The organism is Lacrimispora sp. YZC11 (assembly GCF_057543815.1).
On record NZ_BAAJYQ010000006.1, the window covers coordinates 335016 to 358322 of the forward strand.

General features: G+C 44.0%; 20 protein-coding genes. 5 read left to right on the top strand and 15 right to left on the bottom strand.

Annotated features, from left to right (window positions below; all coding sequences use genetic code 11):
• Positions 1-4: 4 nt before the first annotated feature.
• From AC27IJ_RS07850 to AC27IJ_RS07865, 4 genes are read right to left on the bottom strand one after another with little or no spacing between them, the layout of a single operon-like run.
• Positions 5-1261, bottom strand: coding sequence for a Gfo/Idh/MocA family protein (locus AC27IJ_RS07850; RefSeq protein WP_487148272.1), 1257 nt, complete (start codon positions 1259-1261; stop codon positions 5-7).
• 40 nt (positions 1262-1301) lie between these two features.
• Positions 1302-2384, bottom strand: coding sequence for a hypothetical protein (locus tag AC27IJ_RS07855; protein ID WP_312443001.1), 1083 nt, complete (start codon positions 2382-2384; stop codon positions 1302-1304).
• A 13-nt stretch (positions 2385-2397) separates the two neighbouring features.
• Positions 2398-3687 (bottom strand): acyltransferase domain-containing protein, encoded by a 1290-nt coding sequence (locus tag AC27IJ_RS07860; protein WP_487148274.1) that lies wholly within the window; start codon positions 3685-3687, stop codon positions 2398-2400.
• 10 nt (positions 3688-3697) lie between these two features.
• The gene (locus AC27IJ_RS07865; RefSeq protein WP_313256813.1) at positions 3698-5020 is read right to left on the bottom strand and encodes a DUF4832 domain-containing protein; all 1323 of its coding nucleotides are present in this window, start codon (positions 5018-5020) and stop codon (positions 3698-3700) included.
• Between the two features lie 687 nt (positions 5021-5707).
• Here AC27IJ_RS07865 and AC27IJ_RS07870 point away from each other — a divergent pair.
• Together AC27IJ_RS07870 and AC27IJ_RS07875 are read left to right on the top strand one after the other, a co-directional pair.
• On the top strand, positions 5708-6730 hold the full coding sequence (locus tag AC27IJ_RS07870; RefSeq protein ID WP_313256815.1) for a LacI family DNA-binding transcriptional regulator: 1023 nt from the start codon (positions 5708-5710) through the stop codon (positions 6728-6730).
• A 140-nt stretch (positions 6731-6870) separates the two neighbouring features.
• Positions 6871-8337, top strand: a complete 1467-nt coding sequence (locus AC27IJ_RS07875; protein ID WP_487148277.1) for a NosD domain-containing protein — start codon at positions 6871-6873, stop codon at positions 8335-8337.
• A 49-nt stretch (positions 8338-8386) separates the two neighbouring features.
• Here the strand turns inward: AC27IJ_RS07875 and AC27IJ_RS07880 are convergent, their stop codons facing one another.
• From AC27IJ_RS07880 to AC27IJ_RS07930, 11 genes are all read right to left on the bottom strand, one after another.
• Complete coding sequence (locus AC27IJ_RS07880; RefSeq protein ID WP_312442994.1) at positions 8387-9349, bottom strand: transketolase family protein; 963 nt, start codon at positions 9347-9349, stop codon at positions 8387-8389.
• Positions 9340-10176, bottom strand: coding sequence for a transketolase (locus AC27IJ_RS07885; protein WP_312442993.1), 837 nt, complete (start codon positions 10174-10176; stop codon positions 9340-9342). Before AC27IJ_RS07885 ends, AC27IJ_RS07880 begins: the two co-directional genes overlap by 10 nt.
• An 18-nt stretch (positions 10177-10194) precedes the next feature.
• Positions 10195-10848, bottom strand: coding sequence for a fructose-6-phosphate aldolase (gene fsa, locus AC27IJ_RS07890; RefSeq protein WP_310579572.1), 654 nt, complete (start codon positions 10846-10848; stop codon positions 10195-10197).
• Positions 10849-11069: 221 nt separating this feature from the next.
• On the bottom strand, positions 11070-12263 hold the full coding sequence (locus tag AC27IJ_RS07895; protein WP_313256818.1) for an ROK family protein: 1194 nt from the start codon (positions 12261-12263) through the stop codon (positions 11070-11072).
• A 182-nt stretch (positions 12264-12445) separates the two neighbouring features.
• Positions 12446-13186: a sugar isomerase domain-containing protein gene (locus AC27IJ_RS07900; RefSeq protein WP_313256820.1), complete on the bottom strand. Its 741-nt coding sequence runs from the start codon at positions 13184-13186 to the stop codon at positions 12446-12448.
• A 3-nt stretch (positions 13187-13189) separates the two neighbouring features.
• The gene (locus AC27IJ_RS07905; RefSeq protein ID WP_312442988.1) at positions 13190-13921 is read right to left on the bottom strand and encodes a creatininase family protein; all 732 of its coding nucleotides are present in this window, start codon (positions 13919-13921) and stop codon (positions 13190-13192) included.
• A gap of 11 nt (positions 13922-13932) precedes the next feature.
• The gene (locus tag AC27IJ_RS07910) at positions 13933-14922 is read right to left on the bottom strand and encodes a phosphotriesterase family protein (RefSeq protein ID WP_312501338.1); all 990 of its coding nucleotides are present in this window, start codon (positions 14920-14922) and stop codon (positions 13933-13935) included.
• A 94-nt stretch (positions 14923-15016) separates the two neighbouring features.
• Entirely contained in the window at positions 15017-16312 is a 1296-nt protein-coding gene (ulaA, locus tag AC27IJ_RS07915; protein WP_312501340.1) for a PTS ascorbate transporter subunit IIC, read from the bottom strand.
• Between the two features lie 23 nt (positions 16313-16335).
• On the bottom strand, positions 16336-16608 hold the full coding sequence (locus AC27IJ_RS07920; RefSeq protein WP_310579568.1) for a PTS sugar transporter subunit IIB: 273 nt from the start codon (positions 16606-16608) through the stop codon (positions 16336-16338).
• Between the two features lie 15 nt (positions 16609-16623).
• Complete coding sequence (locus AC27IJ_RS07925) at positions 16624-17058, bottom strand: PTS sugar transporter subunit IIA (RefSeq protein WP_312501341.1); 435 nt, start codon at positions 17056-17058, stop codon at positions 16624-16626.
• 9 nt (positions 17059-17067) lie between these two features.
• Complete coding sequence (locus tag AC27IJ_RS07930) at positions 17068-19164, bottom strand: BglG family transcription antiterminator (RefSeq protein WP_312442984.1); 2097 nt, start codon at positions 19162-19164, stop codon at positions 17068-17070.
• A gap of 816 nt (positions 19165-19980) precedes the next feature.
• Between AC27IJ_RS07930 and AC27IJ_RS07935 the strand changes: the two genes are divergently transcribed.
• Genes AC27IJ_RS07935 through AC27IJ_RS07945 form a run of 3 tightly spaced genes read left to right on the top strand, consistent with a single transcriptional unit; the run spans position 19981 to position 23304 of the window.
• Positions 19981-21219, top strand: a complete 1239-nt coding sequence (locus AC27IJ_RS07935) for a hypothetical protein (RefSeq protein ID WP_312501342.1) — start codon at positions 19981-19983, stop codon at positions 21217-21219.
• A 12-nt stretch (positions 21220-21231) separates the two neighbouring features.
• Positions 21232-21918, top strand: a complete 687-nt coding sequence (locus tag AC27IJ_RS07940; RefSeq protein ID WP_312442982.1) for a response regulator transcription factor — start codon at positions 21232-21234, stop codon at positions 21916-21918.
• A 3-nt stretch (positions 21919-21921) separates the two neighbouring features.
• Entirely contained in the window at positions 21922-23304 is a 1383-nt protein-coding gene (locus AC27IJ_RS07945) for a sensor histidine kinase (protein ID WP_312501343.1), read from the top strand.
• The last annotated feature ends 3 nt before the right edge of the window (positions 23305-23307 follow it).

The window sequence follows — 23307 nt, forward strand, 5'->3', positions numbered from 1 at the left end:
TTTTTTAAGAGTTTCGCAGCCGGCTTTTTAATGCATCCACATCAATTATTTCGCCGGTAATTCTGGACTGCTCCGCCGCATAAGCCATCACATGGCTTTCTACTGATTGGGTTATAGAGGATCTGCTGTTATTGCTGTGTGCTTCCATCTGACTGATAAAATCATCCATCAGGGCCACATCTCCTCCTCCATGGCCTCCCTGGGGCTGACCAGTATGGAGGATTCTCTGCTCAAAAGCATCAGTTGCATTGGAGGCAAATTTTGTAACCTCAATCTGGTTCAGACTGTCATCTCCTCTGATTTCCCCATTTTCGCACATAACCTTGATTGTCCGGCTAATTTTATTCGTAAAACCGCTTAAATTAAAGCTGACCGTTACATCATTCTTAAATTCGATTAATACCACCTGGTTGTCGCATACGTCGTTGTCGCAGCGGTATACACAACGTCCATAGGGGCCTTCAGCCAAAGCTTTGTTTATCCCTTCTTCCGTCTGGTCCTGGGTAAGTACCGCAGCCGGCCAGCTTCCCACGATCGGTAAGTAAGCCTTGCGGGCATCAAAGCGGCAGTCTCCGGCAGCCTTACAGGTCAGGCAGCGATCGGAGCTGCCCTTTGGTGCACTTTCTTCTTTAAAGTATTTTAAACTACCAAAGGAAACTATTTTTTTCACCTCACTGCCCACCAGCCAGGCAAGGATATCCATGTCATGGCAGGATTTTTGCATCACCAGGGGGCTGGATAAATCACTTCTTCTCCAATTTCCTCTGACAAAGGAATGGGCAATGTGGTAATTTCCAACATTCTCATTATGCTGGATGGTAATTACCTTCCCCAACTCGCCGCTGTCGATGATCTCTTTAATTGCCGCAAAAAAATTCGTATATCTGAGCACATGGCACACAATAACCTTGCAGCCCTTCTGATTTGCCTTATCCTGAATCATAAGACATTCCTTTGGATTGGGAGATATGGGCTTTTCAAGAAGAATATCATATCCCAGCTCCAGAGCTGCCAGAACCTGTTGGTAATGGTCCTGGTCCATGGATGCAATGATAACGGCATCGGCAATCCTGCCCTTTCGGTAAAAATCCTCTATATTTTCAAACTGCATTTCAGACGGAATACCGAATTTTTCCGCCGCGGCTGCCCTTCTTTCATCCTCCGGCTCCACCACCGCAACAATATCTGCCTTTTTTGTTTCATAGGCGTGCTTGGAATAAATCATTCCCCGCTGTCCTGCACCAACTAATGCTATTTTCAATTTTCTTTCCTCCTGCTATCATTTTCTGTCGTCCATCCAATCAATCGGGAAGCTGCGGGTCCTCCAGCGGATAATATCCATCGGGATAGAAATCATCCCATGCATGTGCCAAATCCACTGCCGTGTCTTTACACACCTCCACCGTTCCCAGCCTGTAATAACCGTCCTTTTCCTCCAACTGGATATCCAGCTCCATGGGGCTTTCATCAGCAAAGAAAATCCCAACTGACAAACCGTATTCACCAAGGGACAGTATCGGTAAGGAAAGAATCTCATTGTGGGTAATATCCCCAACCTTCCAGGCACCTTTGTCAATGTTTAAGACAAATTCCTGCTGCTCCCCTTCCATTTCCAGACGAAGCCTTAAGCTGTAATCAAGGTAACAGGGCGCACTGCCCCTATTTACAAACCAAAATCGGAGGGGGAGAGCTCCCTTTGATGCGATCTTCTTTGGATAGGTCAATCTTCTTATGGTAAAGTCATAACCCATATCCATGAGACGGTTTGAGAGACCGGCATGCCAGCGCAAGCTTTCCCGGCGGACATTCTCTCCAGGGCTCTCCTCTTCTATTTGAAGCAGTACCGGCATCTGCTGCCAGGTATTTTGAAGCCGGTACCCGGCAAATTTTTCACAGCAGCTGATCCAGTTATCTTCGCAGCAATTTACAATAAGGCCAAAAGGGTATTCATGATCCTTTAGATACCTCAGCAAGGCCTCCTGCTCAAGGCTAACCAGTAATGGGAGGCCCTCAAAGGCTTCCAGATAAGCATTCCAGATTCCCTGGCTGCTATCTTCCGTGGAAACCGCAACACCAATAAGCTTTTTATTATTCAGGGCGCTTGCAACTCTCCTGATTAAGTGTATAAAACCTTCCTCTGAGTCCTTCTTTAACCAGGAAGGAAGTACCTGCTTTATGGTAAGGACCGGATTATGTACCTCTGCAAGAGCTTCTTTTAACCGGTTTAGGTCATATTTACCCCGATGAGGTTCCAGCTCCTCCCAGGTGAGTTCTACTATCTGGTACTGCCCTCTGCCAGGATTAACTGTTGCCTTAGAAAGGGGCATCGGCCGTATTTTATAAGTCTCATAGGGACTGTAATGTTCCAGTGCATATTTACCCATGGGCAACTCCTCCTTATTTTAAATGGCTGTCAGCAATCTGTAAAAAGCGTGCAATGTCTTCCTGTGTGATATAAGGCATTTGATCCGTTTGATCCGCTTCTTCCTTTAGAACCACCATACTCAGGTTATTAAAACGCGCTCCTGTTGCCATATAAGCAGCAGCCGCTTTTTGCAGGGAGCTCTTAAGCTCCACCTTTGTTTCATCGGCTTTCCAATCACCAAATACCTCATACCGAAGCATGGCATCTCCCTCCTGGATCGGATATAGATAAAATTGACGCTGGACCTTTATAATATTGCTGGTATCATGATCAAGCACCAGCGACAGTCTTGAATCATACAGCCAGCTTTCACTCCAAAAGCCTTTGACCGGCAGTTCCGGAAAATAAGTCTTGTAAAACTCCAGCGCCAGCACCATGGAATTCTTAAGTCTCTCAGGGTTATATCCCGGTCCGGAAGGCACATGGAGCGCCAGAAGCATATCCCCCTGGCTTAAGGCTTCGTCCCATTCTTTCTTTAACAGTGTTACGGGATCCCTCTCCACAAAGCCCATGGGATTGATGGGATTTGCGGTAATCTCCTCCTCCGTCTCCTGCCAGAGGGAGGTAAAGGCTCCTGCCTTATCATAAACTCCGTTTATTCCATTTAACTGCCCGTCTCTGCGGAATTCCTCTCCGCCATGCTTTAGGGCCGTTACCTTCCCGGAAACATTATTCCGGTACATGGTAAATGTATCGCCAAAGCGGCAAGGAATAAACAGGAACCGGTCCATAAGAAAGATGGAACAGGTATAAAAGTTCATATCCCAGGGAAAATCACTTACGCTTACATCATCCCGAACCAGTTTCTCTAATTGGGATTTTATGGGCTGGAAAGGAATATCCCGATAATAATGCTCCGGAACGCCCCGTTCCTTTAAAAGCTTTATGGAAGGAACCACACAGGCCAGCAGAAGAAGGAAAGAATAAAGCTCTCCGTACTCTGCCATGCACACAGGAGTCATATTTTTATAGTTATCCACGTCACAGCGGTTTCTGGCAGAGCACATATCCCATACCAGGAATTTAGAGAAATGAAACAGTCTTGGGTCCCCTTCCACTGCTTCTGCCGCTTTTATCAACAGCTGTTGCTTCTTCTCCGGAAGGTTGAATTTCTCAAACACTTCCTTTAAAAATCTCCTTTCTATAAAATGGCTGTCATCTTCCCCTGGGTAACCGGCATAGAATTGCTCCAGCCCCTCAGGCAGATTGTCAAAGCCGCAGTAATCCACACATTCTTTGAATCCATACGATAAACGTCCCATGCTCTTCCCTCTATTCTACGATTATTTTACCGAAACAATAGTAACCGTCTTTTAAGCCTTCAATTGCCAGCTTTATATTTCCAAGTTCCGGTATCCCGGTTTCGATTCCTATTTCCAGAGAATACTCACCGGCCTTTCCTTCCAGGGCGAACTCTTCTTCCCAAAGGATATCCATATCCGGCAGCCAGTTTCTGATATCCGTTTTACTGGTAAGGCTGATGACTTCCTTCTCATTTTTCAGGCGGACTACCAGAGGATACCTGTGATAAATAGGAGCAACACCGGTATTGGCCCACAATCCTCTGATTCGGAAGCCTTCTCCTTTTTTTACCACCGGATTATACGTGAGCTTTCTTAATTCAAAGCGGTATCCCATTTTATTGAGCCACCTTTTAACACTCTCCTTCCATTCCTCAGGGACGGTAGTGCCCTTGCTGTTAAAGGAGGAGATATGCCACTTTAAGGATTCCTCTATAATATAATCGATATCCCAGCCCTGGAGGTACCAGTCATTCATGTGCCAGCAGGCTTCAAATACCACCGGTGCCTTTTTCCATGCATCCTCCATTTCAAAGTTGAAAATATTTTCCGGATAAAAATCCAGCATATGGGACCATTCTTCCTGATGGAAACCTCCCATATCTCCCAGGCAATCCACCCGAAAGCCTATATTTTCCCTTCTTTCCCGAATAATCTTTACCGACTTTGGATCATGCAGAAGAGCCTGCAGCGGGGTTATTTTAAAATTGTCGATATAAGCACCTACCATCTGCCTGATGCTCTCCTCTTCAAGAAACTCGGTACCTCCGCCTTCGCCCCAGGCCCCTACCAGTGCCATATCCACTGAGCTTATTACCGGATGGCCGTCAAAATGTTCTGCAAATTCCGCAATAAACTTAGACCAGTATGTAACATAGGGAGAATGCAGGGGATCAACTCTCCAAAAGGGAAATTCCGGTTCCTCCTGGCATTCCCTGCGAAACCAATCCGGGATATCGTCCTCTTTAGCCAATGCATAGGGAGAGCAGCGTACAATTGCCGTACAGCCTGATGCTTTTGCCTCCTCCAGCTTTTTCTCAAGGATATCCCACCGGTATCTGCCCTTTTCAACCTCCAAATCTCTCCACCGGACTCCACAGTAGGTAATCCTGCTGTCGGGATGATTCCAGGTTCTGCTGCTATCGGTAAATTTGTATTTATCCACCGGATTGCCCCGGTTATCATGTATTGGCCCTGCCGGTTCCATCAAACCCGGAGCTGCAATAAAGCCAATCCCCGGATTTTCAAGGAGTGCGTCAATTATTTTAGGATATATTACATAGGTATCACTCATAGGCTTATCTCCTTAGGCTGTATAATTTGTTTGAAATAAGAGGCAGCCGCTGCTTTTATACTGTTCTGCCAGCTCCTGCAGTCTGACAGTATCACAGCAGAGGTACTCCGATAAACATTGATAACAGTGCAACGTCCCGATATGCTTTCCTAACAGCTTAAGGTTAAGAGCAATCTCGTTATTGCTTAATTCCTTTGCACACTTATGGCAATGGACACTTTTCATCCCAACACTCCCCTTCTGTTTTGCTGCTCTGCATAGATATTTCTGTTAAAACTAGTCAGGTTCTTTTTATTATTGCCTTCATTTTTGTTACTTTTTGTTACGTTTGTTTACTAAACCTTATAGCTGGATTATAACATTTGCCCTGCCCTGTGTAAATACTATTTTTAAAATTATTATAAAAATTATTGTAAAAAATTTTACAAATAACTTTGCTTATCATTAAAAGGTTTGTTTTACTTAAACCTTTCATTTCATAAGTTCATACGGAAATATTCCGGTATTCTATAATAAAAATCCTCTAATCGGGGTGATTTTTCCAGAAATACCGCTCGGTGGTAAGAAAATTAAGTATTGACAAAATCAGTAAAATATCATTATAATTTAACTGTATGTAATATGCACGTTTTACGTAAACACACTAAACAAAAAATCCACAAGCTGTGATTAAGGGGGCAAACTAATTTGAGCACAATCAGAGATGTAGCCAATCTGGCAAAGGTGTCAATAGCTACTGTATCGCGGGTATTAAATAACGATACCCAATACAAAATGACCGACGAAACCCGGTCCCGGGTATGGAAGGCTGTTACAGAATTGAACTATACAGTGAAATCCCCCGCAAACCCTTCCTCAGGTGACAATAAAGCCCATCCAGGCAATGCGCTTGTAAAAATAGGCTGTGTCCTAAGCGTAACAAAAAACAAATATAACGACCCATATTTTATGTCCATCCTGTCCGGTGTAGAGGAACAGCTTCAAAACAACGGATATGAACTTACCTTTATTAAGACCGGTGCCGAGCTGGAGGATAAAAAGGCCTTATACAGCGCCTTTGGCAATCCTGTCTCTGGTCTGATTCTGATGGAATCACTCAACAGTGAAATCTACCAGTTCATACGAAATCAGGTTCCAAACATCGTCGGAATCGATACCTGGTGGGAGGATATCGACAATGTAGGTTATGACCATTACAGGGTAGCCAGTGTGGCAGTGCAGCACTTAATTGACAAGGGGCATAAAAAGATAGGCTTTATCGGCGGCAGCGGCATGAGCGGCAATATAAAATCCAGCCAGAGGTACCGGGGCTATTACGCCTCTCTGCATGCTGCCGGCCTGCCGGTAAATTCTGACTGGATTATTGATTGTGCCTGGGATGAGAACCTCTGCATGGAGAAGGTCAGCCAGCTCTATCAGAAAAAAGATTCTCCCACTGCTTTTTTTGTAGCCAGTGATTTAATGGCCATGGCCGCCTTAAGCAGCCTGTATAATATGGGAATATCCGTACCGGACAAAGTAGCAGTTATCGGGTTGTCCAATATCGAAATATCCAAATATTCCAATCCTCCTCTGACCACAATTGAAATTCCTACAAAGGAAATCGGCATGGTTGCAGTCGATCTGCTCTTGGCGAGGATTAACGGGTATCAGCTTCTACCCAGGAAAGTAATTCTTCCTACCAGCCTGATTCTCCGCAACTCTACCTGAACGCCCTATGGGAATACTGCATTATCATGGGATTCTGCTAATTAAAAAGCCATAGGAAGATAATTTCTATCTTCCTATGGCTTTGGATTATTTTACCAACACTCAGGCACGCGATCATTTGAAGGAGTAAGATAATATCTATGAAATATGTAAAGAATATAGCACTTTCGGTTCTCTGCGGTATATGTCTAATTGGATGTGATCCCGCGGAAGGTAAACCCTATGCATCGCCAGGCATTGTTCCTGCAGATAGTGTGCTGCACGTTTCAACCGATGGCGATGATAAAACCGCCGACGGCAGTGATATACACCCTTTTACCACCATTCCGGACGCGCTTGCAGCAGTAAAGCCCGGTATGACAATTTCCATCCACGCAGGTACGTATCAACCGTTTGAGGTGAATGCCCAGTGCTCGGGGACAGAGAAGGCTCCGGTAACCATCCGCGCAGCCGAAGGAGAGAAACCTGTCATTCAGAGCACGAATGATATTGGCATTCATTTGATAAACGTTGACAATCTCGTAATTTCCGGTCTGGAGGTTGTTGGGGGTACCCATGGGATCTATTATGAAAGTACACCGGATCAGGGTGAAAAAACACTTGAAAATATCATGATTCAAAATTGCGTAGTGCATGACATAAACGGCACCCACGGAATCTGTGTTTATGCCGCCAACTACAAGGCGCCGGTCAAAAACATTACAATGGAAAACTGCGAGGTTTTTGACTGCCGCTGCGATTCCAGCGAGTCCACTGTTTTCAACGGTAACATAGACGGTTTCACAATCCGCAACAATCAGATTCACAATAACAATAATATCGGCATTGACATGATCGGATTTGAGGGTACTGCCAGGCACAGAGATGACTATAAAGGCAATCCCTATGATGTGGATTTTGCCCGTAACGGCAAGTGCTACGGTAATGTGGTTTATGCAATCAGCACTTTTGGAAATAACGCCTATCGGGAAGGTACGGGTTATAGCCTCTGTGCCGGTGGCATCTATGTGGATGGAGGCCAGAACATCGAAATTTACAATAACTTCATCTTCAGCTGCGACATTGGCATTGAAGTTGCAACGGAACATAGCCCCAAGGACAATCCATTGTTTCACGTGTCGGGTGTAGAGGTACACGATAACATCATAGCAAACTGTCAGGGATATTGCGGGCTGGCATTTGGCGGTTATGATGCCGATCTTGGTCGGACTGAGGACTGCATTTTCCGCAATAATACCTTTGTGGATAATCCCGTGCAGATTGTTGTACAGCGCAGTGCCCGCAATCAGATTCATCATAATTTATTCGTCGGCGGTGAGGTTGGCATAGAATATAATACAGACTGTGCCGAAACGGATTTAGTTAACGATTTTGGTGAAAACTTTTTCTGTATGGATGGCGAAGCAAACGATTTGCTCTCAATCATACGTTATGGAGATACCTTGATCTTCCCCCAAGAAATGCAGAAACTGCAGAGGACAATCGAGAATAGGGAAAATGCGCTAAGCGGATTGCGTTCTGACATGGACGGATTTGGTTCTGCCTTTGTACCAAATGAAGCGATGATATCCCTCTATGAGTCGTATCTCAAAAATACGGGCAAGTGAATTTTAAAAGCGGAAGAAAACCCATCCGGTTTCTCTTCCGCTTTTATTTTTAAATTCCTTTGACAAACTCCAGCACCTGACGGTATATTCCCATCTCATCCAACTGATATTTCTGCAATAATTCCTTTGCCGGTCCAGACTCACCGAACACATCCTGGATTCCTATTTTCTTCACCGGCACCGGGTATTCTTTGCATACAGCATCACAGACAGCGCTTCCCAGTCCGCCAACAACTGAATGCTCTTCAACCGTGACAATCTTCCCGGTCTCCTTCGCTGCCCTGCAGACAAGCTCCTCATCCAATGGCTTGATGGTATGGATATTGATGACTCTCGCTGAAATCCCATCGGATTCCAGCCTTTTTGCTGCAGCAAGCGTTTCCGACACTTCAAGCCCGGTGGCAATCAGGGTCACATCCGTTCCCTCACGCAGCACAACGCCTTTTCCCAGTTCAAACGTATAATCCGGCGTATCGTTGATTACAGGAACCGCCAGACGTCCAAACCGCATATAAACCGGTCCTTCATATTCCACCGCTGCCCTTACCGCTGCTTTCGTCTCAATGTCATCCGACGGGCAGAGCACAACCATCCCCGGAATCGTCCTCATCAAGGCAATATCCTCATTGCACTGATGGGTGGCCCCATCCTCACCGACAGAGATACCTGCATGGGTAGCTCCAATTTTCACATTCAGGTGGGGATAACCGATGGAATTCCTGACCTGCTCAAACGCCCTGCCTGCCGCAAACATGGCAAAGGTGCTTGTAAACGGTATCTTGCCCGTGGCGGCCAGACCTGCGGCAATTCCCATCATATTGCACTCTGCAATCCCGCAGTCCACATGGCGCTCCGGAAATGCCTTTTTAAAGACTCCGGTCTTTGTCGCAGCTGCAAGGTCTGCATCCAATACGATAATTTTGTCATTTATCTGTCCCAGTTCCACCAGGGCGTTGCCATAGCTTTCCCTGGTGGCGATCTTCTTTGCAGTCATTTCCTTTATCACCGGCATAGCGCTTCACCTGCTTTCTCCAAATCTGCCATGGCAATTTCATACTGAGCGTCATCGGGCGCCGTACCATGCCATGCCACAGAGCCTTCCATGAAAGAAACACCCTTGCCTTTTATGGTTTTCGCAACAATGGCTGTCGGCATCCCTTTCGTCTGCTTTGCTTCCTCAAACGCGCGTTCTATCTGTGCAAAATCATGCCCGTCAATATTGATGACATGGAAATTAAATGCCTCAAACTTTTTGTCAATCGGATAGGGAGAGCAGACTTCATTAATGGGACCATCAATCTGAAGCCCATTATTATCGATAATAACCACCAGATTATCCAGTTTTCTATGACCAGCAAACATTGCAGCCTCCCAGACCTGGCCCTCTTCTATCTCCCCGTCGCCAAGAAGCGTATACACGCGGAATGGTTCTTTGCTGAGCTTTGCAGAAAGCGCCATCCCCACCGCCGCCGAGATTCCCTGTCCCAAAGAGCCGCTGGACATATCCACACCCGGAATATGCTTTCTGTCCGGATGCCCCTGTAAATAGGAGCCGGTATGGCGCAGGGTCTTCAAATCCTCCACCGGAAAAAATCCCCGGTTCGCCAAGGTTGAATAATATCCCGGCGCCACATGGCCTTTGGACAGCACAAACCGGTCCCGGTCTTCTTTTGCCGGATGTTCCGGGTCAATATTCATCTCCTTAAAATAGAGCCAGGTGAATAGATCTGCTGCTGACAGCGAGCCGCCGGGATGACCGGATTTTGCGCTATGTACTGCCGTCACAATCCCTTTGCGGATTTCATTTGCCGTTTTTTCTAACTCCAGATAATTCCCCATCTTCTCTCTCCTCCCAGTTTACTCTCCAAAGACAGCACGATAATCCGCCTGGAATTTTTCAATTCCCTGATCAGTCAGCGGATGTTTTGTCATCTGCTCCAATACACCGTATGGAACCGTGGCGATATCCGCCCCTGCAAGTGCACAGTCAATCACATGAATCGGATTCCTCACACTGGCGGCAATAATCTCCGTTTCAATCCCTGAGATACGGAATATATCAGCAATCATCCTGATTAAGTCCATTCCTGGCTGAGAGATATCATCGAGACGCCCCAGAAATGGGGATACATAAGTAGCACCCGCGCGTGCTGCTAAAAGTGCCTGGTTCGCACTGAATATCAGAGTCACATTGGTTTTGATTCCCTCTGCAGTCAAAACCTTCACCGCTTTTAAGCCTTCGACAGTCATTGGTATTTTAACAACCATGTTCGGATGGATTGCCGCAATTTCACGTCCTTCTTCGATCATACCTTTGGCATCTGTCGTTGTAGCTTTCACTTCTCCGCTGATTGGTCCGTCTACAATTGAAGTGATCTCCTTGATAACTTCCACAAAGTCTCTGCCTTCCTTTGCAATCAGTGACGGGTTCGTCGTTACCCCGCAGATAATCCCCATATCATTTGCCTTTTTGATATCCTCTACCTTCGCTGTGTCAACAAAAAATTTCATTTTCTTTCCCCTTTCATTGGTCTTAATATTATTTTCATTTTATGTATTAATTCATTTAATTAATATATTCTATTAAACAATAACATTTTTTAAAAAAATGTCAATAGGTTATTTGTGTTTTCCTATCTTTTCTTTCTGAATCAGCAAACAAAAAAACAGCACAAAAGTCATTAAACGTTCCATGACCTTAATGCTGCTTCAGCATAATTCAATATTCAGTTCTATATAAACTGTCCCGGACTGTCAAAAACCCTGTCAATCGCCACGATCGCCGCACCGGTCAGGATGGGGTCCCCCTGGTAGGCACTGATGGAAAGCGTAAGCTCGTCCCAGACATCCGGCAGGATTCCCTTTTGCACCGTCTCCCGCACAGTCTGTTCCATTAATTCCGGATTCGGACGTGCCATATCATCACCGATAATAATCCGGTCCGGGTTGATCACATTGATAATGTTTATGATCCCGATGCCAAGGCTCTCGCATGCCCTGCGGTAATGCTCTGTATCGGTTGTATCACCGTTTCTTATTCGCTGCTCCAAATCCTCAAAATTACAGCCTTCCATACCGGCACGCTCCCCATACACTGCTTTTACAAGTTCCAGTGAGGAGGCATAGCGTTCCAGGCAGCCCCTGTTTCCGCAGGCACATGGTCTCCCGTTTCTGTCTATCGTCATATGTCCGATCTCACCTGCCGTCCCCAGCGCTCCTTCGTAGATTCTGCCATTCATCACAATTCCTGCGCCAATCCCCTGACCGGCGGCAATGTAAACAAGAATGTCATCATGATAGGCCTCCTTCAAATCCCACATATGGGCATAGGCTCCGGCATTGGCGTTGTGTTCCAGGAACACCGGGATATCCATCTCCCGGTCAAAAAACGCCTTCAACTCAATATCTTTCCATATATCCGCACCCGTTATCAACGCAATACGGCTCTTTTTCGCTATAAATGGACCTGGCACTGCAAGCCCCGCAGCCAGCACAGAGTCCTTTCCATACTGCTGAATCAACAGGCGCATCCGCCCCGCAATCTGATTTAAGATTTCTTCTGCACCGGGCTGCTTTTCCGGCTCAAAATCCACCCGCTCCTTCACAATCTGTTTGCCTGTCAGATCAAATAGTCCCACACTGTAATGCTTTCTCGCAAGCCGCACGCCGATGACCCGGTAGCCGTCAGGATTAATGGAGACTCCAATGGACCGGCGCCCTTTGCTGCCATTTAAGAAACCAACCTCCTTTACGATTCCCCAGTTTAGAAAATCCTTCATGATATTGGTCACAGTCGCCTGTTTAAGCCCCGTAAGTGCCGCAAGATGTGCTCTGGAGCATACGCCTTCTCTTCTTAAACTTTTCAAAAGGAGAGACCGATTCATCTCCTGTGTCACGTCCTGGTTAATACCCCGGTTCTGATTCATTTCCGTCTTCCTCGCCGCTCTATAATATGCATCAGATATAGTTTCTGTCAGCTTATCATATTATATCATGTTTTTTTAACAAACGTCAAATAATCGTTTTTCTTTCTATTTTCCCAATAAAAACTGCTGCAGGCATAAACAAATCAACCCGCAGCAGTTCACTCTATCTTAAATTACTCCCTTTATAAATAATGGATACAGTCTTTGTATTCTTCAAAAATCTTCTTGTTGATCTCATCTCCCCCATCCGCATTTGCACTATGAAGGACAGGCGGCTGAATTCCTCTTTCAGCCAGAATTTCAGCAGCCCTGACGGAAATGCCATTGACAATGGATGCTCCGATTACCGTGGATGTGGCTCCTGCCTTTTCGTGGATTCCTTTGATTTCAACACAGCCGTCCCCAAACTCTCCTCCATTGTCTATGCAGATGTCACACAGCTCGAAAAGTCTTTTTCCGCTGCTGTGGCGGGAAGTATTCTTCTCAGAATATGCCAGATTGGTAATTCCGATCACGGTCATATTCATGGCTTTGGCTTCCAGAGCCATTTCCACAATTCCCGCATTCCTTCCGGAAACAGAATGAATGAGAATCACATCCCCATCTTTTGCACTGGACTCTTCAAGAAGGGCCTTTGACTGGCCTTCCAGCCTTTCAAATCTGCTTGTCAGAGTAACCGGGCGGACATTGAGCATAAGAGATGGATTAAACAGAGGATTGATCACTGCCAGGCCACCGGCACGGTAAAACATTTCCTCTGATAAAATAGCTCCATGGGAGCAGCCAAACACATAGATGGAACGCTTTTGCCCGATTGCATCCGCAAGGCACTTTGCGGCAGCCTCCATGGCCTCCCCCTGGCTTTCCTGTACAGAATCCAGAATCCGTTCAATATTTTTAAAATAAGCCTTAATGCCGTTCATGAATTACCTCTCCTTTGCTTTTTCGATAAGAGAAACCATTCGGTCCAATACATATTCGATGACTTTACGGCCTTTCTCTTCTGTCGCATCTTTTGCATTCCCCATAACCGCGGTCTCAGTAAATTCACTCCACCGGATGGGCGTTACGTCTATGAGTTCAGGTACCGGCGGGGCTTCATTGACAGCTTTAGACATGTCCACATGTTCCTTACACAAATACAGCATATAAGAAGTTTCAATTTCATCTGCATGGAAAAATCCACCGTGAAAATTACTTCCTCCCATTACTTCTCCCAGAATTTCTCCTGCACCGGGATAGGTAAAATACAGGATCTTAAAGTCCGGTCTTTCTTTCAGTACTTTTCTGGCTGCTTCTTTTATGGCACCGTTATTTCCCAGATGGGTATTGATCATAACAGCCATACGGAATCCGTTACGCTCTGTTTCCAACAGGATTTCACAGAGCAGCTGTGTTAGCAGCTCATTGCTGATACTGACTGATCCTTTCATTTCTCCCAGACTCCAGACCTGGGTGTAATGAATCACAGGAAGAATCAGGGAAGGGACACGCTCAGAAAGCTTTTCACACAGCTTTTCAGCAAGAAAGGAATCAGTACCTATGGGCAGGTGGGGGCCATGGACTTCCACGGCTCCCAAGGGGAGCAGCGCGATATCATGGGTTGGAATTAAGTCTCTGATCGATATCCCATCCAGTTCATTCATTTTATTGCTCATTTTCTCCCCTCCTATCGAAAGGAAAAGCATCGTTTGGGGTTGTCTATCAGGAATTTATCTGCCAGAGTCCTTCCGTCTAAACCTGCTGCATATGCTTCCTCTATGAATCTGGGAATCCACTTGTCTAATATAAATTTCAAACCGATTCCGTAGCTGTAATTCCTGTAATAGGATTTTCTGGCAAGATCATGGCTGATTAAAAGGTGATCTTCATATCCTCTTTTACACAGCTCCAAAATTACGTGAATCCTTGCAGATTCCGGTGCATATTTTATTTTACCAAGTCCGTCAAAGCTTAAAAATCCTCCGTGGGATAAGATTTTCTCATAATAATATAAATCTAAGTTTCGGTCCATATGTCCAAAGGAAACGCGGCTGATGTCCACCTTTTCCCTCTCCAGAATCTCAATCTGCTCCAGCGCCATGGTTCCTGCCTCTGTATGAAGATGAACAGGGGCCTTTGTCTCATGATGGGCTGCTGCGATAGCAACAATGGTCTTGACCTCTAAGGGATTAATGCTGTTATAGCCTGTACCGGTTTTTACCTGCCCTGCTTTGTAAGGTGTTCCTTCCAGCCCTACTTCAACTTCACGGATTACGTGATCCGTTAGCTGGTCAACGGTTGCCTGTTCCATCCACTCCTGGTAAGTATGATAATTTCCTACAATGGGAATTAAATACTCCGGCAGCTTTGCATCCCATAAAAAGGACTTGTTAAACCCTGCTGTTGCAATGATTTGAATATCCAGCTCTTTTGCCAGTTCTGCAACTCCGGAAACATTTCTTCCATAGTCAATGGCTGTAGCGTCCACAATGGTACGGCCGCCTAAATTTTTAAAATCCAGCATATCCCCTTTTGTCTTTTCAGGATCATCAAGAAGCAGGTCATCTGCATTTCTCTCCTTCCAATAAGGCGGTACGCACAACAAATGTTCATGGGAATAAGTAATACCCATTTCCTCCGGTGAAATATCACCGAAAATCGTTCTTACAAAACTCATGATAATTCCTCCTGTCTGTCCATGAATTCTACGGGAAAGCATAGCCGAAAGTTTTATGAAAAACCCCGGCTATACAAGTAAAAATCATATTTTTTTAGAATAAGAAGCCGGCAATGAACCGGATAATCGGTCCAATGATAAACATATCGGAATCAGCAGCCCACATTACCACATCAGGAACAGTCGATGGAGCCAGGAATGTAACCATGACATACTGACCAATTGCAATGACAGTTGCCGTGATCACACCTGCAAACAGCGCACCTCTGATTCCTCCTGTTTTATTGCCAAAAACTCCTGCTGTTCCTGCATGGAAGAAAATAGCAATCATAGTGGGAACAAACACATAGCCAACGGTATTACCTAAAACTACAAGCCAGATTAAGCTTGCTACAAATGCTCCCAGGAATCCGATAATAACCGCATTGGGCGCATAGGGATAAACAATGGGTGCATCAAGGGCAGGTATCGCACCTGGAACAATGATCGTAGCAATTCCTTTAAAAGCAGGTACCATTTCACCAATAAACATGCGGACTCCGAAAAGCACCACTGCAATACCGCCTGCAAATTGTAAACTGGTTAATATGGAGTATATGATAAAGCTTGTATCTCCTGAGGATGCAAGAATTTCTCTGGCACCCTCTGTATTTTTAATCATAAGAAGAATGGTACCAATGATGAACAAAACTGCCATAGTAATTCCGGTAACAATATTGGAATCCCTTAAAAATCCCCATTTTTCGGAGATAACCAGATCTTCTGTACTCTTGTCCTTATTCCCTACAAATTTGCCTGCCACTGCACCTAAAAATGCAACAGAAGCTGATGTATGTCCCAGCGCCACACTGTTATTTCCCGTGATCTTTCTTAAGAAAGGCTGTGTCAATGCAGGCTGTAATGTCCAATAAATGCCCAGTACAATTGATAAAAATGCTGTTACTGCAAATGTATTTGCATTGATATTCTGATCAAAAATGATTCCTGCAAAAATAAGAGAAGTCCAGAACATCATATGACCGGTTAAATAGATATACTTAAATTTTGTGATACGTGCCAGGAGCACATTGATCAGAAATCCGAATGTCATAGAAAGGGTAACAACGGTACCGAATCTTTGAACAAAGTCATTCTGTCCCATATATTTGCCAAGACTCTGGGCTTCCAGTCCAAAAACCTCAGCCCACATAGGCTGGAAAACATTCAAAGAGGAAACCACAATTCCAGAACCAATTCCGATAATCTGGAAACCGATGATCGCTTTAATCGTTCCCTGAACCGTCTGGCTGGATGACTTCTTTTGGAGAATCAACCCCAACATAACGATAATTCCTAATAAAAAGCCGGCATTCCCAAAAATATTAGTTGCAATCCAATTTACTACTGCCATAACTAAACCTCCTCCGTTTGTAATTAGAAAACATGGTTCTCCTTTAACACTCTTTTAATTTCTTCTTTGTCGATAAAATTATCAAGAATAATTACTTTTCCCCTCGGGTTTTGAAGGGACTGTGCAATTTCTTTTGTTGTAACAATGAAATCACACGCTTCGCCGCTTGCTGCAGAAGCATCACTGTGTTCCACCTCCGCTTTCACTCCCTCTGCCTTAAACACATCCTCAATATTCATCCGAAGGATAAGGGAGGATCCCATACCTAATCCACAAACTGCTAACACTTTCATCATTTTCGTCTCCTTTGCTTAATTATTGTTTATGATTGACATGACCTCATCAGCTGTCACGCACTGATACAACCTGTCTATCACATGTTCCTTTCCTAAAAGTCCGGCTATTTTCGTCATAAACTCAAGATGTTCATTATCGCTGCTGGTTGCAAGTGCCATAATCAGCTTCACCGGATCATTGCTGCTTCCAAAAGAAACCGGTTTTTCAAGGGTAATTAAGGATATTCCGGATTGAATGACCCCATCCTCCGGCCTTGCATGAGGCATTGCAAAACCGGGTGCAATGGCAAAATAAGGGCCGTTCTTTTCGAAGTTTTTCAGCATTGCATCAATATACTCCTGCCTGATATACCCCTCATGAAGGAGCACTTTTCCGGCTTTTGCAATCCCTTCCTGTGCGTCAGAGGCATCAAGCCTTAAAGCAATACATGTTTCATTGATAATACTCATACCATTCACCTACTTTATTTTTTTTATATAATCCAATAGCTGGTTTGGCGTTTCCACCTCTTTTTTATAATCCAGGAAAGACTGGTTCTCACTTAATTCCATGAGAGCCGTCAATGCTGTTGTATAATCATTGCCTGCAACATTGCAGAAGCTGATAACCGTATCAATCTTTTTCCCATTTTCAAATACTACCGGCTCTTTTAATGTAATCAGGCTGAATGCGGTCTTTTTCACATTATTCTTATTTCTGGCGTGAGGCAGGGCAATTCCGTTGCCAATGGTGATATAAGAGCCGAACTCCTTAATATTATTGATCATATCTTCCACATAGGACTGCAAGACACAATCCGTCTCTACCAGAAGACCGCCTGCCGCACAAATGGCTTCCTGCCAGTTTTTATAGGTCTGATTGACAAGGATCCTGCATTCAGGCAGATACTTCAATAATATCTCATATTTAGAATGTTCCAAATCTCTGATTCCATGTAATTCCTTCAATTTTTTTTCTAAACGGGGACGATTGGTTATCACAGCATTCTGCTCTATCAGCTGCATCAGAGTGGATAAATCATTGCTTGTTCGGACCATCCCTGCTTTTATCAAAGCTTCTGCATCCTGCTCTGTAAGCAGCGGATTCACCTCCACCACATTGCTGATTGTATTTATTTTTACAGGGACTGTTGATACGAATAAATCGATATTCTTATTATCCGCATAAGTATCCAGCCTGTAATAAGGAATCACATCTTCGATCAACACATCAAACTTCTGCATAATTTTATTCTTCACCATTTGAGCGGTTCCATAGCCCAAACCACAGATAAGAACAATCCTGCGGACTCTTTTCTTCTGTTTGCGGACCTGGGAAATGATATTTTCAATCAGCAAAGTGAAATATCCGATATCATCCTGTGAAAATTTCTTTTCCAGATAATTTTCGAGCCCTTCTAAGCTGCTCTCAACATCATGAAACGCCTCCCCGTATTCTTCTTTTATGTCCTGAAGAATTGGATTCTGAATATAAATGTTTCGCCTTACTCTCTCAACCGCTGCGTAGAAATGGTTGTAGAGCATGTCCAGTGCTTCGTTTAAGCTGTATTCATTCGTCAATGATTGCAAGGACTGGTTGGTGTATTTCAGCAGCAAATCAGAAACCAGGCGATGGATCCAGATCATACTTCCAATCAGCAGATACTGGTCTTTTTCATTGCTTTCTATGGAATAACCTTTGTTTAATACAATGACAAATTTAAAAAATTCTTCACAGGGCAGTTTGATCTTTAAATGTTTCTCACAAGAACTGCTGATGACTTCTGCCAGCTTTCTCCCTTCCAATCCAACGTATTCTTTTGCATCTGCTGAAACGTAATACCCGCTTCCAGTTCTGTAAAATACCAGAATCAGATTCAGAACAGCCAGTATATAGATTTCATCATTCTGAATAGCCGGCAGATATTCCCATATGGAGGATAATAAAACCTCCGCTTTCTGTTCTGCTTGAAACTGGTTAAAAACCGCTGCGATCCATTCTCTTAAATAAGGATTGCAGTTGCGAAGTGCAAGCTTCCTGTGTTTACTGTCCTGGTTTGAAAGACCGCAGTATTTATAAAGTACATCCATGAGTGCTGAACGGATCACCGTTTCATTTCCATTTAACTCAATTCCCATTCTCTTATGGTTTACAAGTTCCAGACCATATTCCCCGCATTTTTCCTTAACAACTGCAAGGGATTTCTTTACCGTAGACTTACTCACATCCAGATAGTCTGTAATTTCATCAATTGTATAGTGTAAGTCAGCCAGATACCGGAAAAAGATGGTTTCACTGCGGTCTTCCATCGAAAGGTAATACAGTTCTTTTGTGATATGATCCATAGTAAACTTCATGGAAAGAGGGGCATTTTTTAGATAACATCTTTTGTTACCAAGTACGAAACAGGCCTGTTGGGAGTTTTCTTTCAGAAAACTATTGATTAAGTCGACAGCATATTTAAAAGAACGTTCCGTATATCCAAATCTCTCTATTAACTCTCTGTAAATAAACCCATCTTTCGATGAATTTACCAAATAAAGAAGTTCGATTTCACGCTTTCCGATTTGAAACATAGCTAAACTCCATTCTTTTAATAACCACTAGTTAATCTTATAATATAGGATAGCAATTTTAATGTAAAGGTCATCCTTGTGCTGTGTTTTTTACAACAAATACCCCAAATAAAATATCATTTCTCCCACTTTTTTAGTAATTCTATCCTGGTTTTTCAAACAACTGTGCAGTATCCACAGCGCGCCAAATGCCCCATATAATGCCAACACTCTCCTAAGCGATAAAAGCTATTTCGCTATTTTTTATGAAATATAAAAAATAGCGAAATTATGTTTCAAATTGTTTATAAAGGGTATAAGTCTAACCAAAAAAATTATGTTATACTTTATAATATTGTTTACAAGGTGGAGTTTTATATGAAAATAAAAGCAATACTTAATAAAAATATAACAATAAAAAAAACGACTTGTTATTACCAATATTCTGATGATCATCGTACCGGTAATAATCACTTCATTTACTGGGATTGTGTGCGCGGGCATACTATGGTTTGTCGTCACATATAGTACGGACCTTGGTTTTGATGACAGCGAAGACTTATATAAAGCCAGCCGGGGCTCTATTATCGTCTAGAAATCACTGAAAGAAGGAAAACACGCAAATCTGGCAGAGGATCTGGCTTGAATCAGATGATGTTTCTCCCCTTTCATTAGTGGTAATCTCTTCTCGCACAACGCTGTAACTTTTTTGTAACCCAATCATGGAAAAAGTCAGTTATAATACAGTAGCATTCATTACAGCTATAATCTCCCTCTGCTAACCCTAACAAGGATATCAGCCAGGAATACGTAACCGAAAGAAAAAGGAGCACAAAAATGAATAAAAAACAAACTGCAATGATATCAATCCTGATGGCTGGCACAGTCCTGTTAGCCGGTTGTCAGAAAGTGCCCAAACAGGACAGCACCCCGACAAAGCCAATTGATGATGTAGCAGCATTAGGAGAATTTCTTCCTGCTGGCGCAGAACTTCTGACGCCCAAAAAAGCGGAGAAAAAACAGAGCATTTACATGGAAGACCTAAACAAGGATGGGAACCAGGAAGCCTTTCTCTTATACAGGGACCCAAAAGACAACCGTCAGGCCCATATGATGTTTCTGGTAAAAGAAAACGGAGCATGGCAGAAAAAAGCGGACATGGAAACCGGATTTACTGACATCGATACATTTGATCTAGTAGACTTAGATGGCAATGGAACGCAGGAAGTCACCGTAGGAGGTGGATTGTCCGTTTCCAGCCATGATAACCAGCTTTATATTTACGAACTGCAAAACGGCACTCTGGAAAAGAAAGCGGATATATCTTACGATACACTTCAAATCTCTGATTTTAATGATGACCAGATGCCTGACCTTATGATAATATCGAAAAAAGAGAGCGAAATGCAGACCGCCGGGCTCTATTCCTATGCAGATGGAAGTTTAAGATCCATCTCTGAGATCGATCTGGATCCGGAAGGAACGTTAGAGCATGTTGCCTTTGGAACCTTGGCCGATGGAAAGAAAGCTTTGTTTGCAGACAGCGGAATAGGCGCACATTCCATGCTGACAGAGATCATTGTTTATGAAAACGGTAATCTAAAAAAGGTAGGCGATCCTTCTGACAGCATTCTTATGAAGCCCTATCCGCTCTACAGCAGAGATATAAATGGAGATGGGATCGTAGAGGTTGGAGGAATGTACAGCCCAAAAGGTTATGAAGACGCTGCTATGGCAGATATTCCTTTCCTTTATACTTATAAGGATTATCATTCCGATGGCTCCTTTCAGACAGTAGAGGAACGTTATTCTGACAGCGGCCGCCACTTTTATATTACCATACCGACAGAGCTTCATGAGAACGTAACAATCAAACGGCTGGACAACGGAATCCACCTGATTTCTACCGTAGGAGACAAGGTTTTATTCGAGGTGAAATGGGCGCAAAAGGATGCCGTTCCTGCTAACGGCACTCTTCTTGGAACCACAAAAGATATGGCCTTTTACTCGGAATGGAAGGAAGAGACGAAAATCCCGGCAAGTGCCTTCCATCTGATGGAAGAAGAAATAAACTGAGGTAATACGCACATGAAAACAATTTTGGTGGTGGAAGACGAACTGTCAATCCGCAGTTTTGTCTGCCTGAACTTAAAGAAAAAAGAATATCATGTCCTGGAAGCAGAAACCGGAGAAGAAGCACTTATGCTTTTTAAGAGCCAGAAGATCGATGTGGTAATCCTGGATCTTATGCTTCCCGGTATAGACGGATTTACCGTTTGTGATGAAATAAGAAACATGGATCCGGCGGCAGGTATCATCATGCTGACCGCCCGGTCTCAGGATGAGGATAAGGTCAAGGGCCTTATCCTGGGTGCTGATGATTACCTGACAAAACCGTTTCATATGAAGGAACTGGAAGCCAGAATCTTATCCCTGCTGCGCCGCCTGGATTATAAGATGGTAAGTACTTCTCCCACAGTCCTCCGATCAGGCCCCTTTGCCCTTGACGGCATCCGTAACAAATTATCCTGTTCCGGTCTTGAGATCAGGATCACTCCTACGGAAAGCTGCCTGCTTCAATTTTTTATGAACAACAAAAACCAGGGATTTACCAGAGATCAGATCCTTGATGAAGTCTGGGGAACCCATTATTCCGGCGATCCAAAGGTGGTGGATGTAAACATCCGGCGGATCCGCCGAAAAATAGAACCGGATCCTTCTTCCCCTAAATACTTATGTACGGAATGGGGTTACGGATATTTATGGAAGGAGTAAAACATGAAGCGGAAGGTTGTTCTTTATTTTATGTTTTTGATCGTTCTAACCCTGACTCTTGTTATGGTCTCTTTTGGCATTGGGATGAAACGGTACTTTTATCAGGAAATCTCCGATACCGTAAAAAATCATGCAGAAGCAGTTTTACCTGTTTGGATACAGCAGGGAGACTTTACCAGCTTGCACCTGGCAGACGCAAGCGATGCCATCATCAAAGCCTATCGTATGGATGACGCAAACCTCTCCCTGCTGACAAGAAACGGACAGCTGATCCAGTCCTCCACCGGATATCTGGCGGAAAAAACCGATTCCATTGATCCTGAGGTCCTTCGTTTCCATACAATTTATCACATAGAAAAACCAGAAAATGGCGGCGAAAAAATCATGGCTGTCTATACTCCTCTTCTATATGAAGGCCAGACTGCAGGAATTTTAAAATACGATGTGTCCCTGACCGATACCGATGCCAGAATCTATAAGCTTTTGTCCTGGGGATTGGGTGTATGCCTGCTGGTTGCATTTCTTGTATTCCTGGTCAGTTTTCGCCTGGGCAATTCCATTGTAAACCCCTTAAAAAACATTATCATGCTGACGAAACGAATGGCAGAGGGAAATTATAAAGAAAAAATCGAAAAATCCTACCCCTATGAAGCAGGAGAACTGGTAGATATGCTTAATTATATGGCTGATGAGATCACAAAAGCAGACCATATGAAAAATGACTTCATCTCTTCCATATCCCATGAACTACGGACTCCGCTCACTGGAATCAAAGGCTGGGCGGAAACCATGAGAGACCCTGAAGACCTTACGGAGGACGAAATGAAGTTCGGTCTGAAGATCATAGACGAAGAAACCGAGCGGCTGATCAGCCTGGTGGAAAGCCTGCTTGATTTTTCAAGATACCAGTCTGACCGGATGGTTTTATCTCTCTCTTTAGTTCCCTTTGATGAGCTGATAGAAAAAGTGACTTTTGAACTTTTAAAAAAAGCAGAAAAAAAGAATATACATCTGATTACGGAAACCATTCCAACTGTCATAGAAGCCGACTGGAATAAATTAAAGCAGGTGGTATTAAATGTACTGGATAATGCCATTAAATTTTCACAAAAAAACAGCGACATCGTTATCACCCAGACCATGGAAGACCACTGTGTCCGCCTGGTCATACGGGATACAGGGATCGGAGTTAAAGCAGAGCATTTAAAACACCTCACCCGATCCTTTTATAAAGCGGATAAAAAATCCGTAGGAGAAGGCCTGGGGCTTGCCATCTCCCGAAAGATCATGACCCTTCATGGGGGCACCCTTTCCATTGATAGCGCGTATGGAAAAGGCACCACCGTAACCCTTAAGCTTCCCAGAAAGCAGGGTCAGAATCCGTGACGG